The organism is Xanthomonas axonopodis pv. maculifoliigardeniae, assembly GCF_041519315.1.
Taxonomy (GTDB): Bacteria; Pseudomonadota; Gammaproteobacteria; order Xanthomonadales; family Xanthomonadaceae; genus Xanthomonas; species Xanthomonas euvesicatoria.
Map to the genome: position 1 here is coordinate 1,129,497 of NZ_CP167998.1, position 14,432 is coordinate 1,143,928.

Genomic DNA, 14,432 nt, shown 5'->3' on the forward strand with positions numbered 1-14,432 from the left:
TGCGTTTCTGCAGCGCGCCAGTGCCCCGTGCGGCCAACGGCGTGAGCAGCGATCCGTTCGCAAGCGCGGATCTGTTCGACGCTGCGCGCCTGTGCCTGGACCAGGCCGACCCGCGACAGAAAGTCGCGCTGACCCAGCACTACGCGGCCGCCTTTCGCGAAGGCGTCTTGACGCTCGATCCGGCAGCGCCTGCGCCTGCGCCGATCCGTATGCCAGGCCGTCCGGCCACGCCACTGCTGGTGCATCCGCGCCACTTGCCGCGCCGTGGACTGGGCACGCCGGAAGGGCGCGCTGCGTTTATCCATGCCATTGCGCACATCGAACTCAACGCCATCGATCTGGCCTGGGATGCGGTGTATCGCTTTCGCGGGCTTCCCGCGGCGTTCTATGCCGATTGGGTCGCGGTCGCCGACGATGAATCGCGCCACTTCATGCTGCTGCGCGCACGATTGCAGGCGCACGACCACGACTACGGCGATTTCGCCGCGCATAACGGGCTGTGGGAAATGTGCGAGAAGACTGCACACGACGGCCTGGCGCGCATGGCCCTGGTGCCGCGCGTGCTCGAAGCGCGCGGCCTGGACGTGACACCGGCGATGATCGTCAAACTCCGTTCGCTCGGCGACGCTGCCACTGCCGAGGTGCTCGAAACCATCCTGCGCGAAGAGGTGGCGCACGTGGCCGCCGGCTCGCGTTGGTACCGGTGGTATTGCGAGCAGGCCGGTGTCGAACCGCGCGCACGCTTCAAGGCGCTGCTGCGCGAATACGCTGGCGGGTATCTGCATGGGCCGTTCAATCTGCAGGCGCGCCTGCTTGCCGGTTTCGACGAGGACGAGCTGGCCGACCTGGTGGAGCAGGCTGGCTGAGCGTGCCTGCACGGGAGCCGCGAATCTGCGTTCGTGACCTGTGAATCTACCTGACGCATGCGTGCGCGGATTCCGATGACGCCACACACGCCGCGTCACGCGCCACAGCTTGGAGCGCACCTTCACGTCATGGCCGATGAGGCGGGCATCGATGCACGCGATGCCATGCATGACGACCTGGCGTCACTCGCCATCTGCACCGACGCCGACGCGGCGCGGTGTCCACGACACAGGCGAGGATCGACGAAGCCAATCGCGGGGCGGACGCAATCGGGTCCATGTGCATCGATCCGTAGGGCGACGCAGGATCACCGTATTGTCCGTGAAGACCGCTTGTGCTCGTTTGACGCACGCCTTCAACGCGCGCGCTTTCAGTACGACTGTGCGCTGGTTCCCGTTCGACAGCTGCTGGAATCGCATCCAGGGATTGGTAAACATCACAGAAACATAATTTTCCGTTGCAACAACTTGCATTCTGTGCAGTGCCACGCGCCCTAATGGCGTCCCGGGGACAGGGGCCCGGTGTTTCACATCCGTAACTTTCATGTCTTAGGAGAGAAAGACGATGAAGTCGAAGTCGATGTGCACCACGGTCGGTCTGATTGCCATGTGCCTGGCCGGCTCGGCCGCCGCTGCCGGCAAGCCGTTGTATCAAACCGGCCCTGCGCTGAGCCGCAGTGCCGCCGCCACCGCTGCAGCCGAACCTTCGCTGCAACGCCTGTTGAGCGCCCCGTCCACTGCCAACGCGCAGGTGGTTCAGCTCGATGCCGGCGCGGTAACCGCCTCGGAAAAATTGCTGGAGCTACAGCTGGATGGCCAGACCATCACCGCCACCCAGGCCAAGGTCGATGCCCTGGAGGGTGGCGACAGCGTCTGGTACGGCAACCTCGGGCCGCGTGCCGGCACCCGCGCACGCACGCTCTCGGGCGTGGACCCGCTGAACTCGGCCATCTTGGTGCGCAGCGGCGACACCGTGACCGGCACGATTCGCTACGCCGGCAAGCTCTATCGCCTGCGTCCGCTGGCCGATGGCCGCCACGTGCTGGTGCAGGTGGATGAGCAGCGCATGCCGCAGGAGCATCCGGCCGAATACAGCCTGCTGCCGAAGTTCGACATGCCCGGCGACGGACGCGTGACTGCCGCTGCTGCCTCATCAGGTAGCCCGGCCACCATTCGCGTGCTCGTGGTGGCCACCAACAAGGCCGTGACCGCTTACGGCGGCAACATGCAGTCGCTGGTGCAACTGGCGGTGGCCGAAGCCAACCAGGGCTACATCAACAGCAACGTGGGTATCACCTTGCAGCTGGCGCGCTACGAGACCACCAGCTACACCGAGACCGGCAACTTCACGACCGACCTGCAGCGTTTCCGCGTGACCAACGACGGCTATATGGACAGCATCCACACCAGCCGCAACACCTACACGGCCGATGTGGGAGTCATCGTGCTGGACAACAGCAGCTACTGCGGCCTGGCGTCGGGTATTGGCTCTAACGCCGCGAGCGCATTTGCGTCGGTGTACTGGGATTGCGCCACCGGCTACTACAGCTTCGCTCATGAAATCGGGCATCTGCAAAGCGCACGCCACGACGCCACCAACGACCCGAGCACCTCCCCGTATGCGTATGGCCACGGCTACCGCTACGGCAACAGCTGGCGCACCATCATGGCCTACGACTGCACCAGCGGTTGCCCACGCCTGAACTACTGGTCCAACCCCAACATCAGCTACAACGGCGTGCCCATGGGCAATGCCAGCACCGCCGACAACCAACGCGTGCTGGTCAATACCAAGGCCACGATTGCGGCCTTCCGTTGAGCGGTTGTTGACCGATCCAAGCCCGGCCCGGCACCGCAAGTGCCGGGCGTTTTGGCTACACCCGCGCGCATGGATCGCGCAGACTAGGCGCACCGCCGGTGACTGCCGGCCTTGTCCTGTCGAGCGGAGCCCTCATGTCCACGTCTCTGCGTCATGCGCTTGTGTTCCTGGCCGCGCTGACGGTTGCCGGATGCAAGCAGCAACCGGCCGACCCTGTCGCCACGCAACCCAAACCTGCCGTGAGCGCACCGGCGCCACCCCCCGGCGGCGACGCGCAGGCCCGCGCACTGCAGGCGCTCGAAAGCCGCTTGCAGGGCGACAAGGTGTACCCGGATAACTGCATCAGCATCATGGCCGAGGACGGCGATGCGCCTGCGCCGGACACGTTCGATTTTGCGGTGCGCGAACGCCATGGCGACGGCTGCCCCGGCGACCCGCAGACCAGCCCGGTACGCGACCGTTTCCGCGTACAGGCCGATGGCACGCTGCTGTGGTACGACGTGGTGAATGCCGATTTCGTCGACTACGCCGAGCGTGCGCGAAGCCTGCAGTGATGAGGTGCGGTCATTGATTGGCACGCCCGACGATGCGGCGTGCCTCAATCGGCAAGCGCTGCCGATCCATCGTTGCGTCGCCGCGTGTCTGTGGCATCAGGCGCGCTTTCGATCTTGCTGCGTGCCTTGAATGCAGCACCGCGTCGCTGCGCCTGCCATGGCAGGCGCGTGGATCTGCCGCGCTATAACGCCAACTGCTCCAGCGACACGCCATCGGCATCCACGCGCAGGACCGATCCTTGCTCGTACCAGTCGCCCAGCACGATGCGCGTGCAGGTGTTGCCGCCGGCCTGCAAGGTGTGGATGGCAGGGCGATGGGTGTGGCCGTGGATCAGCCGATCCAGCCCGTAACGCACGAAGGTGGCTTCCACTTCGGCCGGCGAGACATCGGTGACGGTTTCGAAGCGCGACTGGTCGCCCTGCTTGAGTTCTGCATGCCGCGCCTGGCTGGCAGCGCGCGCCTGCTGCGCGAACGCGACGCGTGCGGCCAGCGGCTGGGCCAGGAACTGCGCCTGGAACACCGGGTCGCGCGTCTGCGCGCGGAATGCCTGATAGGCCGTGTCGTCGGTGCACAGCAAATCGCCGTGCATCAGCAGCGTGGTGTGCCCGTACAGATCGATGACGGTGGGGTCGGGCAGGATCCGGAAGCCCGCGCGCTGCGCATAGGTTTCGCCTACCAGGAAGTCGCGGTTGCCTGCCATGAAGAACACCGGCACCCCGGAATCTGCCACTGCATGCAGGGCCACCGCCACTGCATCGGCGGCGGTGGATGGGGTGTCGTCGCCGATCCAGGCTTCGAACAGATCGCCCAGGATGTAGAGCGCGTCGCTGCCGGGAACCTGCGTGCGCAGGAACTCCAGAAACAACTCGGTGATTGCCGGCCGGGCCGGATCCAGATGCAGGTCGGAAATGAACAGGGTCGTCATTGCGCCATTGTACGGCGGTAGAGCGGGGCGGGAATCGGGAATCGGGAATCGGGAATCGCAGAAGCATTGCAGCTTCGCAGCGATTGGTGTGCCAACTTGCAACGACGCCGCAGGCTGGCGATCGCCATTCAGACATCCTGCGGGTCGCACGCGCCGTGCGACATGCGCGTGGGTGGGCAACCTGCCGTCAGTTCACCGCGTACCGTCAGCGCAAGATCCCCTCTCCCTGCGAGAGAGGGGTGGGGGGTGAGGGTACGGGGCAAAGCCACGCGCTGGAGTCGCAATTGCTGCGCTGGGGCTCTTTTCGGCTTTAGCGAAAACACCCATCGACGGCGAGTGCATGAGGCTTCGCACGTACCCTCATCGGCCCTTCGCCCTCATAAAGGAGGACAATGTCCCGAAGGGAGAAAGATGAGGCGAAGAGGCCTTGTTGCTGACTGGGCAGCGTCTTGGTACCTGTCCGTTTGCCGTTACGCTTACCTGTCAGCGAGCCGCCATCACGCAACCCCTAGCGCTTATCCCAACACCACCGGCAAGCCCCACAGCGACAGGCTGGCCAGCAGCACGCCGATCAGCGTGGCGGCCAGCACGTCGCTGGGATAATGCAGCCCCAGCACCACCCGCGAGAGCGCCACGCCGGCCGAAAACGGCACCAGCAAGGGGGCCAGCCAGGGGTAATAGGCCAGCGCCACGATGCTGAAGGACACCGCGTGCAAGGTATGGCCGGAGGGAAAGCTGAACTCGTCCAGCGGTGCCACCCATGCGCGAATACGCACGTCCGCCGCATATGGCCGCGGACGCCGGGTCCAGCGTTTGAGCGCCTTGTAGAGCGTCAATGCAAGCACGCCGGTGGCAGCCATGTGCGCCGATGCACGTACACCGTCCATGCCGTCGAGCACCACCAGCAACCCCATCAAGGCGTACCAGAACACGCCGTCGCCCAGGCGGCTGATGGTGGCGAAGACGCGCCGTACCGGGTGGCGTCGGCACCACAGATTGGCGCGTCGGCACCAGCGCGCTTCATGACCGCGCAACACCTCAAGCCGCGTTGACGACATAACGCCCCCGTGCAGCGCTGATCCCCAGCAACAAGGCTTCGAAGTCGCAGACCACATTGTCCGGATGCAGTTTCTTCATCGCCTGCGCCGCCGCCGTGCCCATGCGCTGGCGCAGGGCGTCGTTTTCGGTGAGCGCGACGGCGGCCTGGATAAAGGCCTCGTCGGTGTCCACCGCCGCGCCGGTATGGCCGTTGCGCAGATATTCGCGGGCCGCGCCGTAATCGAAAGCGACCGTCGCCACGCCGCTGGCCATCGCCTCCAGCGTCACGTTGCCGAAGGTTTCGCTGCGGCTGGGAAACAGGAACAGATCGCCGCTGGCGAAGTGACGGGCCAATGCATCGCCACGCTGGACACCGCAGAAGATGAAGTCCGGATTGTCGTGCGCAAGCTTCTCGCGCGCCGGGCCATCGCCCACCCAGACGAAGCGTGCCTTCGGGCGGATCTGCTGCAGTTTGCGAAAGGCGCGTACGGCCAACGGCAGATTCTTTTCGCTGGCGATGCGCCCCACATAGATGGCGGCAAAGCCTTCGCCTTCGATGCCCCAATCGGCGCGCAATGCGAAATCGCGACGGCTCGGATCGAATTGCTGGCTATCCACTGCCCGCGCCAGCAATTGCACACGCTCAAAGCCATCGTTGCGCAGGAACTGCTGCAGCTCGCGCGTGGGCACCAGGGTGGCATCGGCCTGGTTGTGGAAGCGCCGCATCCAGCGCAACGCGGTGCCCTGCAGCCAGGCAGCGCCGTAGTCGGGCAGGTATTCGTCGAAGCGGGTGTGGAAGCCGGTGGCGACCGGGATGCCGAGCCGGCGGGCTGCGCGCATTGCCGACCAGCCCAGGGGGCCTTCCGTGGCCACATAGATCGCGTCCGGCTGCGTGCTGCGCCAATGGCGGACGAGGCGTTGCGTCGCCGGCAGGCCGAATTTCAATCCCGGGTAGCGCGGCAACGAGGCGCCACGCACCAGGAGCGCATCGGTCGGGGCGGTATCGGCGCTCTGGCGTGGCCGCACCACATCCACCTGGTGTCCGCGCGTGCGCAGACCGGTTTCCAGACCATGCACGGTCAACGCAACACCGTTGACCTCGGGGGGATAGGTTTCGGTAACGATCGCGTAGCGCATGCCCGTTCTCCCGTTTTGACTAGCTTCCGGGAGTGCGATGGCATTGATGTTGCGCTAGTAAGACGTGGCGGTGACAGGTGTGACGGGAATGGAGAATCGGGAATCGGGAATCGCACCGCCTGAGGCCGCAGGCCTCAGGTCACAAACGGTTTGAACGCAATTCCCAGCCCGGCCATGCTGTCGACTTCGCCGATCAGGTCGGCGCGCAGCAGCGGGCGCGAGTCGATCCAGCTTTGCGACAGGATCAACGACAGCCGGGCGTCTTCGGCGGTGAGTTCCAGGGTCGGAATCGGGTCGGACTCATGCGCGCGGTGCAGCAACACCGCCAGTCGCAGCAGCGCAGCCTTGCGTCGGGTTGGCAGCAGCAGGCGGTCGGGCAGCGCATCGAAGGCGGTCTTGGGCACATTGCGCCGGTGCGTGCGTACCAGCGCCGCCAGCACCTGCTGTTCCTGTCGCGAAAAACCCGCGATATCCGAATGTTCCAGGATGTAGCTGCCGTGCACGTGGTACTGGCTGTGCGCGATGATCAGCCCCAGCTCGTGCAGGCGCGCGGCGCGGCGCAGCACCTGCGCATCGTCGCCATCCAGTTGCCAGGATTCGCAGACCTGGTCGAACAGGCGGCAGGCGGTCGCTTCCACGCGCTGCGCCTGTACTTCGTCGATGCCGTAGCGCTGCATCAGCGAGGTCACCGAACTGTCGCGCGGGTCGTTCTCGCCGCCGCGGCCAAGCATGTCGTACAGGATGCCTTCGCGCATCGCCGCCTTGCTGACCATCAGTTTCTCCAGCCCCAGCGCCTGGAACGCAGCCTCCAGCACCAGGATGCCACCGGCGATGATCGGCCGCCGTTCGGCCGCCAGGCCGGGCAGCTGGATGTCTTCGATGCGCTTGGCCTTGAGTAACTCCTCGCGCAGCGCCGGCAGCGCCTGCGCGGTGATCGCGCCCTTGGTCAGCTTCATCGCCGCGCACATCTCGCCGATGGCCTTGTGCGTGCCGGACGAGCCGATCGCCTCATGCCAGCCCAGTGCCTTGTACTGGCCGGCAAATTGCTGGAACTCGGCGCCGATCTCGGTCAGCGCGTCCTTCCATTTCTTCTTGGATAATTTGCCGCCGGGGAAAAACCGCCGCGTGCTGGCAATGCATCCGGCCTGCAGACTTTCGCGTTCCAGTGTCTGAAACCCGCGGCCGATGATGAACTCGGTCGAGCCGCCGCCGATGTCGATCACCAGCCGGCGTTGGTCGGGCTTGGGCGGTTGCGCATGCGCAACACCAAGATAGATCAGGCGCGCTTCCTCGCGCCCGCTGACCACTTCGATCGCATGGCCCAGCGCGGTTTCGGCCGGCATCAAAAACGCCTGTGGCGAACGCAGCTGACGCACCGTGTTGGTCGCCAGCGCACGCACGCGCAGCGAAGGCACGTCGCGAATGCGCTGGCCGAACCGCGCCAGGCATTCCAGTGCGCGCTGTCGCGCTTCATTGGAGAGCCCACCTTTGCCATCCAGGCCATCGGCCATGCGCACGGTCTCGCGCAGGCGATCGACGACGCGCAGCTGACCCATCAGGTAGCGCGCAATGACCATGTGGAAACTGTTGGAGCCTAGGTCGATGGCGGCAAGAAAATCGCCATCGCGCAGGGGCGGAATCGTGGGGGAGGGCATTGGCATGGCCGCATGGTAGCCGATGGGCTGTTGGCCACGTGAGAGGCCATGCGTGCGCCCAGCGGCAGGCGCACCAGATCTGCATTCGCAAGCGCGGCAAGCGGGCGGTCAATCGCCGTGATGGGCATGCCGCATGCCTGCGCAAGCGGCTTGCACCTGGCGTGCGGCAGTGCGCGCTCAGATCCGCTCGAGCAAGGTCATCTGCGCCGAATGCGCCGGCTCGCCCGGAGCGGGCGTGCGCTTGTGGTACACGCCCTCGGCGTCCAGCTCCCAGGCGCTGACGTTGTCGTCCAGATAGTTCTGCAGCACTTCGCGGTAGATGCGCTTGGCCAGGTCCGGTTCCAGGATCGGGAAGCAGGTCTCCACCCGCCGCAGCAGATTGCGTTCCAGCCAGTCGGCACTGGCGCAGTACAACTCGGCGGCCCCGTCGTTGCCGAACCAGTACACGCGGCTATGTTCCAGAAAGCGGCCCACGATCGAACGCACGCGGATGTTGTCGGACACGCCTGGCACCCCGGGGCGCAGCGTGCAGGCCCCGCGCACGATCAGATCGATCTGCACCCCTGCCTGCGAGGCCATGTACAACGCACGCACCACCTGCGGTTCGTTGAGGGCGTTCATCTTGGCGATGATGCGGCCCGGGCGACCCTTGCGGGCCAGCCGTGTCTCGCGATCGATTCGCTTCAATACGCCCGCATGCAGCGTAAACGGCGACTGCAGCAACTGGTCCAGCTTCATGCGCGGCGCAAGTCCGGACAACTGCTGGAACAGCATGTGCACGTCGTTGCCGATCTCGGCATCGGCGGTGATCAGGCTGATGTCGGTATACAGGCGCGCGGTGCCGCTGTGGTAATTGCCGGTGCCCAGGTGCACGTAGCGTTTGAGCTTGCGGCCCTCGCGGCGCACGATCAGCAGCATCTTGGCGTGGGTCTTGAAGCCGACCACGCCGTAGACCACCTGCACGCCGGCTTCCTGCAGTTTGTCGGCCAGGCCCAGGTTGGCTTCTTCATCGAAGCGCGCACGCAACTCCACCACCACCGTGACGTCCTTGCCGTTGCGCGCGGCCAGAATCAGCGCATCGACAATCAACGAATCCTTGCCGGTGCGGTACAGCGTCTGCTTGATCGCCAGCACGTTCGGGTCGACCGCGGCCTGGCGGATGACATCCAGCACCGCGGTAAACGCATCGAAGGGGTGATGCAGCAATACATCGCCTTTTTTGACGATCTCGAAGATGCCCTCGCTGTCGCGCAAGGTGCGCGGATTGAACGAGGGATACTTGAGTTCGGGGCGCTGCACCAGGTCATAGACCTGGGTGACGCGGCTCAGGTTGACCGGCCCGGTGATGCGGTACACCGCGTTCTCGTTCAGGCCGAAATTCTGCAACAAGGTGCGCAGGATCGGCGCCGGGCAATCGTGCGCGATCTCCAGCCGCACCGCCGGACGGTAGCCGCGCGTGACCAGTTCATCGCGCAGCGCCAGTGCCAGGTTTTCGACTTCTTCCTCGTCCACCACCAGTTCGGAATTGCGGGTGACGCGGAACTGGTATGAGCCCATCACCTGCATGCCCGGGAACAGCTCGTCGACGAATTCGGACAACACCGACGACAGGAACACGAAGCTCTGCGTGCCCTCCGGCGACAGGCTGGCCGGCAGCTGGATGATGCGCGGCAGCGAACGTGGTGCGCGCACGATGGCCAGATGCCCGGCGCGACCGAACGCGTCCTGGCCTTCCAGCACCACCACGATGTTCAAGGTCTTGTTGAGGATCTTCGGGAACGGGTGCGCCGGGTCCAGGCCCAGCGGCGACAGCACCGGCATGATCTCGTTGCGGAAATACGCACGCAGCCAGCGTTTCTGCCGCGCCGTCCATGCCGAGCGGCTGAGTACGGCAACGCCTGCGTCTTCCATCGCCGGCCGCAGCACCTCGTTCCACGCGTGGTATTGCTGCTCGACCAATTTTGCGGCGCGATCGTGCACGGCGTTGAGGATGGCGGTCGGGCTCAGCCCATCCGGTGCCGGCGGCAGCCCGAACTCCTGTGCGTGCCGCACCGTGGCCGCGCGGATTTCGAAGAACTCGTCCAGGTTGGTGCACGAGATGCACAGGAAGCGCAGCCGTTCCAGCAATGGCACCTGCTCGTCGAGCGCCTGCGCCAGCACCCGGAAGTTGAAGTCCAGTTGCGACAGCTCGCGGTTGATGTACAGCGCCGGATCACGCAACGGATCGGTGGCGATGTCGTCGCCGGGTGTGATGTCGTGCAGTTCTTTGGCGTGGCCCATGGAATCGATCGTCAAGACGGGTTGTGTAATTGCCTGGGGCGCGCAACGCAGGCAATGCGGCGCGTGGCAGACGCGTCCATCGCAGCGCGCTGCGGCGCGCACTGACTACATATCACGCCGAGCGTGACAGTGGCACCGATTGCTCGCGCTGCACGACGCGCGCAGGCACGAAATGACACGAGAATTCGCTGCCGCGTCCCACTTCGCTTTCGATGTCCAGGCGCGCCTGATGCAGCCCCAGGATGTGCTTGACGATCGACAGCCCCAGCCCGGTGCCGCCGCTCTCGCGCGAGCGGCTGCTGGACACCCGGTAGAAGCGTTCGGTGATGCGCGGCAGGTGCGAGGCGGGAATGCCATAGCCGGTGTCGCGCACGGCCAGCGCCGCACCATCGCCTTCGCGCACGAAACGGATCGTCACCGTGCCGCCGCCGGGCGTGTAGCGCACCGCATTGGTCACCAGGTTGGAAAACGCACTGTGCAGCTCCTTGTTGGAGCCGAGCAGATCCACGCCGGCCTCGTCGATCACCTCCACGGTGTGGCGGCCCTGGCTGTGCGCCTCGGCCTCGCGGCGCAAGGTCGACAGCATCGGCGCCATCGCCACGTGTTCTTCGCCGAGTTCTTCCTGCGATTCCAGCCGCGACAGCGTCAGCAGGTCTTCGACCAGCTGCGCCATGCGCTGGGATTGCTTGCGCATTTCCGCCAGCATCGGACCCGAATCGGGGAAGTCTTCCGGGTCGAGCATGTCCAGATAACCGTGCACCACCGTCAGCGGGGTACGCAGTTCATGCGAGACGTTGGCCACGAAATCGCGGCGCACCTGTTCCAGCCGCAGCAGCTTGCTGACATCGCGCGCCACCAGCAGCCAGTAGTCGTCGGAGTAGGGGATCAGGCGCAGATTCAGGCGCAGATCCGGGTCTGCCGGCGAGGCGGCATCCAGCATCGGCTCGGCGTTGCGCCCGGCCGCCAGCCAATGCGCCAGCGGCAACGGCTGCAGCCGCTCCACGATCGACACGCCCATGTCGCCGGGATGGTGCAGGCCGAGCAAACCGCCGGCCGCCTTGTTGAACCACTGCACGCGCTGGCTGTTGCGATCCACGACCACCACTGCATCCGGCAGCGCCTGCGCTGCGGCGCGGTAGGTGCGCAACATTTCGATCAGGCGCCGCTTGCGCGCGCGCATTTCGTCCTGGCTGCGATACAGCAGCCGGTCCAGTTCGTTCCAGGCCCCGATTCCGGCCGCAGGCTCGGCACGCTGGCGTGCAGTCAGCCGCCGCAGCACCTGGCGCAGCCGCCAGTAATGCCAGGCCAGCACGCCCAGGGCGGTGAGCGTCAGCGCCATCCACACATGCCCGATCAGCACGCCGACGACGACGGCAGCGCCCAACAACAGCGCGAGGGTGCCGAGCGTCTTGAGCCAGGCGGAACGGATGTGTTGAGGCATGGAAGGCGTTACCACGAAGCGTCAGGTAGGCAGCCACCCGGCCGGACTGCGGCCAGGGCGGCTTTGCGGCACGTCAGGTCGCCGAGGAAAAACGATAGCCCGAGCCGCGCACGGTCTGCACCATGTTTTCCAGCCCGAACGGTTCCAGCGTCTTGCGCAGGCGGCGGATATGCACGTCGATGGTGCGCTCTTCCACATACACGCTGCCACCCCAGACATGGTCCAGCAGCTGGGTGCGTGTATACACGCGCTCGGGGTGTGTCATGAAAAAGTGCAGCAGACGATATTCGGTCGGGCCGATCGGCACCGGCGCATCACCGGCGAACACCCGGTGCGCGGCGCCGTCGATGCGCAGCTTGCCGACCGCCACGCTACCGTCTTCGTCGTCTTCGCGGGTGCGCCGCATCACCGCGCGGATGCGCGCCAGCAGCTCGCGTGCCGAGAACGGCTTGACCACGTAATCGTCGACGCCGGCTTCCAGGCCGCCCACGCGGTCGTTTTCTTCGCCGCGCGCGGTGAGCATGATGATCGGAATCTCGCGGGTCAGCTGCTCCTTGCGCCAGCGCCTTGCCAGGTCCAGCCCGCTGGTGCCCGGCAACATCCAGTCCAGCAGGATCAGGTCCGGCACGCGGTCGGCGATGGCGGTCTGCGCCTCGCGGGCATCGCCGGCATGGATGGGCTCGAACTCGCCTTTGCGCAGCGCGAACGCCACCATGTCGCGGATCGCGGGTTCGTCATCGACGATCAGAATGCGTTTCTGCACGCGGGGCTTACCGTCTGGCTTTGGTTGATCGCCAGTAGACTACGGTTTTGTGACTCTAATGTGACATCGCCGGCGGCGCCTGCGTGGCGAAACAGGGGCGTGAAGCGGACTGGGCAGTTCCGTTACCGGCCGGCGGCCGCGCGATACCGTGCCGTCGTGAACAGGCCGGCAATGCATCGGCGATCAGCGCGTGGACAAATCCGGGTCGCGGATCCCCTGGCGACGCAACTCCAGCACGGTTGGGGTGATCGCGGCGATGCGCGCATCCACGCGCGCCCGTGTCACATAGTCGAGATCTTTCTTCTTCAGTGCTTCCAGCTGGATCAGGGCCTGTTCGGCGCGGCCGTTCAAAAACGCCGCCTCCGCATACGCTTCGCTGGCGCGCAATGGGTCGCCGGACAGCTCGCAGGCCCGCGCGTAGCTCTGTTGCAGCAATGGGTCGTCGCTGCTCCGGTGCAACAACGGTTCCAGCACCTGGCGCGCGCGCTGGCCGGATTCCTTGCTGGCCTGCTCGTTGAGCGCAGTGGCATAGGTCAGCGCAACCGCGCGGTTGTTCGGCAATTGCTTGAGCAACGCATCGAAGCGGGCATTGGCCGCCTCGCGCGGGCCCACGCGCGCCTGCGCCTCGCTCAGGCCCAGCGCCAGCCACACATTGTCCGGATGCGCCTCGAGCAGACTGGTCAGCTCTGCCACCGGCTCGCCCGGCCGTCCGCCGCTGTTGCGCAGCCGCGCCAGCGCCAGGCCATAGCGCTGCGGATCGCTCAAGCCTTGTTTGGCGCTGCGGCGAAGGTTTTCGTACTCGCGAATGGCCGCATCCGGCGTGGCTGCGCTGAGCACGCGCAGGCGTTCCTTGGCCCAATCGAAACCCTGCTGGTCGCCGCCGCGGCTGAGCGCATCCACCGGCAACCGCAGCGCGTAAGGGAGCAGCGCGTTGCCATTGCGACTGAGCGGCTCCGACAGCGACGGGTCGGCCGGGTCTACGCGCTCCTGGCGCGTCCCGCCCGGCACCGAGGTGGTCAGCACCACGGTGTTCTTCTTCATCTGTTCGGCGCGCGACTTGGCCTCGCTGATACGGGTGACGGTCACCGGATGGGTCTGCAGGAAATCCGGCGCGCTGTAGCCGCCCTCGTTGGCGCGCATCGCCACCGACATGCGCTCGAAGAAGCCGGCCATCGCATCCACGTCGTAGCCGCTGCGCGCCAACGTGCGGATGCCCAGCCGGTCGGCTTCGGATTCGTTGGAGCGGGTGTAGTCGATCTGGCGCTGCTGCATCAGCCCCATCGCGCTGGTGATGGTGGCCATGGTGGCGTCGCCCTTGGAATTGCCACCGGCCTGCTGCGCTGCCACCACCGCCGCCAGCATGCCGAGCAGGATCGGAATCTGGTCGCGCTGCGCTCGCTCCACTCCACGTAGCACGTGCTGCTGGGTGACGTGGGCAATTTCGTGCGACAGCACCGCCGCCACTTCGTCCTCGCGCTCGGCAGTCAACACCAGCCCGGCATTGACGGCGATGTAGCCGCCCAGCGTGGCGAATGCATTGATCTGGCGGTCGCGCAGCATGAAAAACGTAAACGGCTGCTGCGGTTGGTCGCTGTTGGCGCCCAGCCGGGTGCCCATGGTCTGCAGCCAGTCTGTGATCAGCGGGTCGTCCAGCACGTAGTCGTAGTTGCGCAACTCGGCCAGCATCATCCGGCCGTATTCGGCCTGGCGGGCCGGGGTCAGCAACTCGCCGGCCGACGAACCGATATCGGGCAGGCGGCTTTCCTGCGCAGGTGCCACGCCCATGGCGACGGCCAGCGTGAGGGCAGTGGCGAGCGGTAGCAGGCGCAAGTGGAACTCCCAGGTGGTGTGCGGAGCATGCGGGCAGCCCGGCGCAGAGGCGTGAATCATCGGTTAACCCACAGTGTTGCGGTGACGACATGGAAATTCCAGTCGCCCGGTACCATGTGTCAG

Annotated in this window: 11 protein-coding genes; 3 read left to right on the top strand and 8 right to left on the bottom strand. The window is 65.8% G+C overall.

The annotated features are described in order from the left end of the window. The first annotated feature begins 20 nt into the window (after nucleotides 1–20). The 3 genes from ACDH77_RS04975 to ACDH77_RS04985 all read left to right on the top strand — a co-directional run bounded on the left by ACDH77_RS04975 (nucleotide 21) and on the right by ACDH77_RS04985 (nucleotide 3,239). On the top strand, nucleotides 21–866 hold the full coding sequence (locus ACDH77_RS04975) for a ferritin-like domain-containing protein (protein WP_014089506.1): 846 nt from the start codon (nucleotides 21–23) through the stop codon (nucleotides 864–866). Between the two features lie 565 nt (nucleotides 867–1,431). Continuing rightward, complete coding sequence (locus ACDH77_RS04980) at nucleotides 1,432–2,685, top strand: zinc-dependent metalloprotease (RefSeq protein WP_008571625.1); 1,254 nt, start codon at nucleotides 1,432–1,434, stop codon at nucleotides 2,683–2,685. A 134-nt stretch (nucleotides 2,686–2,819) separates the two neighbouring features. Beyond that, the gene (locus ACDH77_RS04985; RefSeq protein ID WP_008571624.1) at nucleotides 2,820–3,239 is read left to right on the top strand and encodes a hypothetical protein; all 420 of its coding nucleotides are present in this window, start codon (nucleotides 2,820–2,822) and stop codon (nucleotides 3,237–3,239) included. A 182-nt stretch (nucleotides 3,240–3,421) separates the two neighbouring features. Here the strand turns inward: ACDH77_RS04985 and lpxH are convergent, their stop codons facing one another. From lpxH to ACDH77_RS05025, 8 genes are all read right to left on the bottom strand, one after another. Continuing rightward, nucleotides 3,422–4,165: a UDP-2,3-diacylglucosamine diphosphatase gene (gene lpxH / locus ACDH77_RS04990; protein WP_008571623.1), complete on the bottom strand. Its 744-nt coding sequence runs from the start codon at nucleotides 4,163–4,165 to the stop codon at nucleotides 3,422–3,424. 515 nt (nucleotides 4,166–4,680) lie between these two features. Next, nucleotides 4,681–5,223 carry a phosphatase PAP2 family protein gene (locus ACDH77_RS04995; protein WP_008571423.1) on the bottom strand — a complete coding sequence of 181 codons (543 nt, stop codon included), beginning with the start codon at nucleotides 5,221–5,223 and terminating at the stop codon, nucleotides 4,681–4,683. Next, nucleotides 5,204–6,340 carry a glycosyltransferase family 4 protein gene (locus ACDH77_RS05000; protein ID WP_029818789.1) on the bottom strand — a complete coding sequence of 379 codons (1,137 nt, stop codon included), beginning with the start codon at nucleotides 6,338–6,340 and terminating at the stop codon, nucleotides 5,204–5,206. The genes ACDH77_RS04995 and ACDH77_RS05000 overlap by 20 nt, the downstream gene beginning before the upstream one ends. Before the next feature lie 134 nt (nucleotides 6,341–6,474). Next, complete coding sequence (gene ppx, locus ACDH77_RS05005; RefSeq protein ID WP_031421318.1) at nucleotides 6,475–7,995, bottom strand: exopolyphosphatase; 1,521 nt, start codon at nucleotides 7,993–7,995, stop codon at nucleotides 6,475–6,477. A gap of 177 nt (nucleotides 7,996–8,172) precedes the next feature. Continuing rightward, nucleotides 8,173–10,275, bottom strand: coding sequence for a polyphosphate kinase 1 (gene ppk1 / locus ACDH77_RS05010; protein ID WP_008571427.1), 2,103 nt, complete (start codon nucleotides 10,273–10,275; stop codon nucleotides 8,173–8,175). Between the two features lie 112 nt (nucleotides 10,276–10,387). Then, complete coding sequence (gene phoR / locus ACDH77_RS05015; RefSeq protein ID WP_011346580.1) at nucleotides 10,388–11,716, bottom strand: phosphate regulon sensor histidine kinase PhoR; 1,329 nt, start codon at nucleotides 11,714–11,716, stop codon at nucleotides 10,388–10,390. Between the two features lie 73 nt (nucleotides 11,717–11,789). Continuing rightward, entirely contained in the window at nucleotides 11,790–12,479 is a 690-nt protein-coding gene (gene phoB / locus ACDH77_RS05020; protein ID WP_003483753.1) for a phosphate regulon transcriptional regulator PhoB, read from the bottom strand. Nucleotides 12,480–12,662: 183 nt separating this feature from the next. Beyond that, nucleotides 12,663–14,369 carry a M48 family metalloprotease gene (locus tag ACDH77_RS05025; RefSeq protein WP_029818792.1) on the bottom strand — a complete coding sequence of 569 codons (1,707 nt, stop codon included), beginning with the start codon at nucleotides 14,367–14,369 and terminating at the stop codon, nucleotides 12,663–12,665. Between the last annotated feature and the right edge of the window lie 63 nt (nucleotides 14,370–14,432).

Coding starts and splice junctions, on each gene's coding strand:
- phoR (WP_011346580.1), bottom strand. CDS start 11,716: ATGCCTCAACACATCCGTTCCGCCTGGCTCAAGACGCTCGGCACCCTC.
- ACDH77_RS04980 (WP_008571625.1), top strand. CDS start 1,432: ATGAAGTCGAAGTCGATGTGCACCACGGTCGGTCTGATTGCCATGTGC.
- ppk1 (WP_008571427.1), bottom strand. CDS start 10,275: ATGGGCCACGCCAAAGAACTGCACGACATCACACCCGGCGACGACATC.
- ppx (WP_031421318.1), bottom strand. CDS start 7,995: ATGCCCTCCCCCACGATTCCGCCCCTGCGCGATGGCGATTTTCTTGCC.
- ACDH77_RS05025 (WP_029818792.1), bottom strand. CDS start 14,369: ATGATTCACGCCTCTGCGCCGGGCTGCCCGCATGCTCCGCACACCACC.
- ACDH77_RS05000 (WP_029818789.1), bottom strand. CDS start 6,340: ATGCGCTACGCGATCGTTACCGAAACCTATCCCCCCGAGGTCAACGGT.
- ACDH77_RS04995 (WP_008571423.1), bottom strand. CDS start 5,223: ATGTCGTCAACGCGGCTTGAGGTGTTGCGCGGTCATGAAGCGCGCTGG.
- ACDH77_RS04985 (WP_008571624.1), top strand. CDS start 2,820: ATGTCCACGTCTCTGCGTCATGCGCTTGTGTTCCTGGCCGCGCTGACG.
- lpxH (WP_008571623.1), bottom strand. CDS start 4,165: ATGACGACCCTGTTCATTTCCGACCTGCATCTGGATCCGGCCCGGCCG.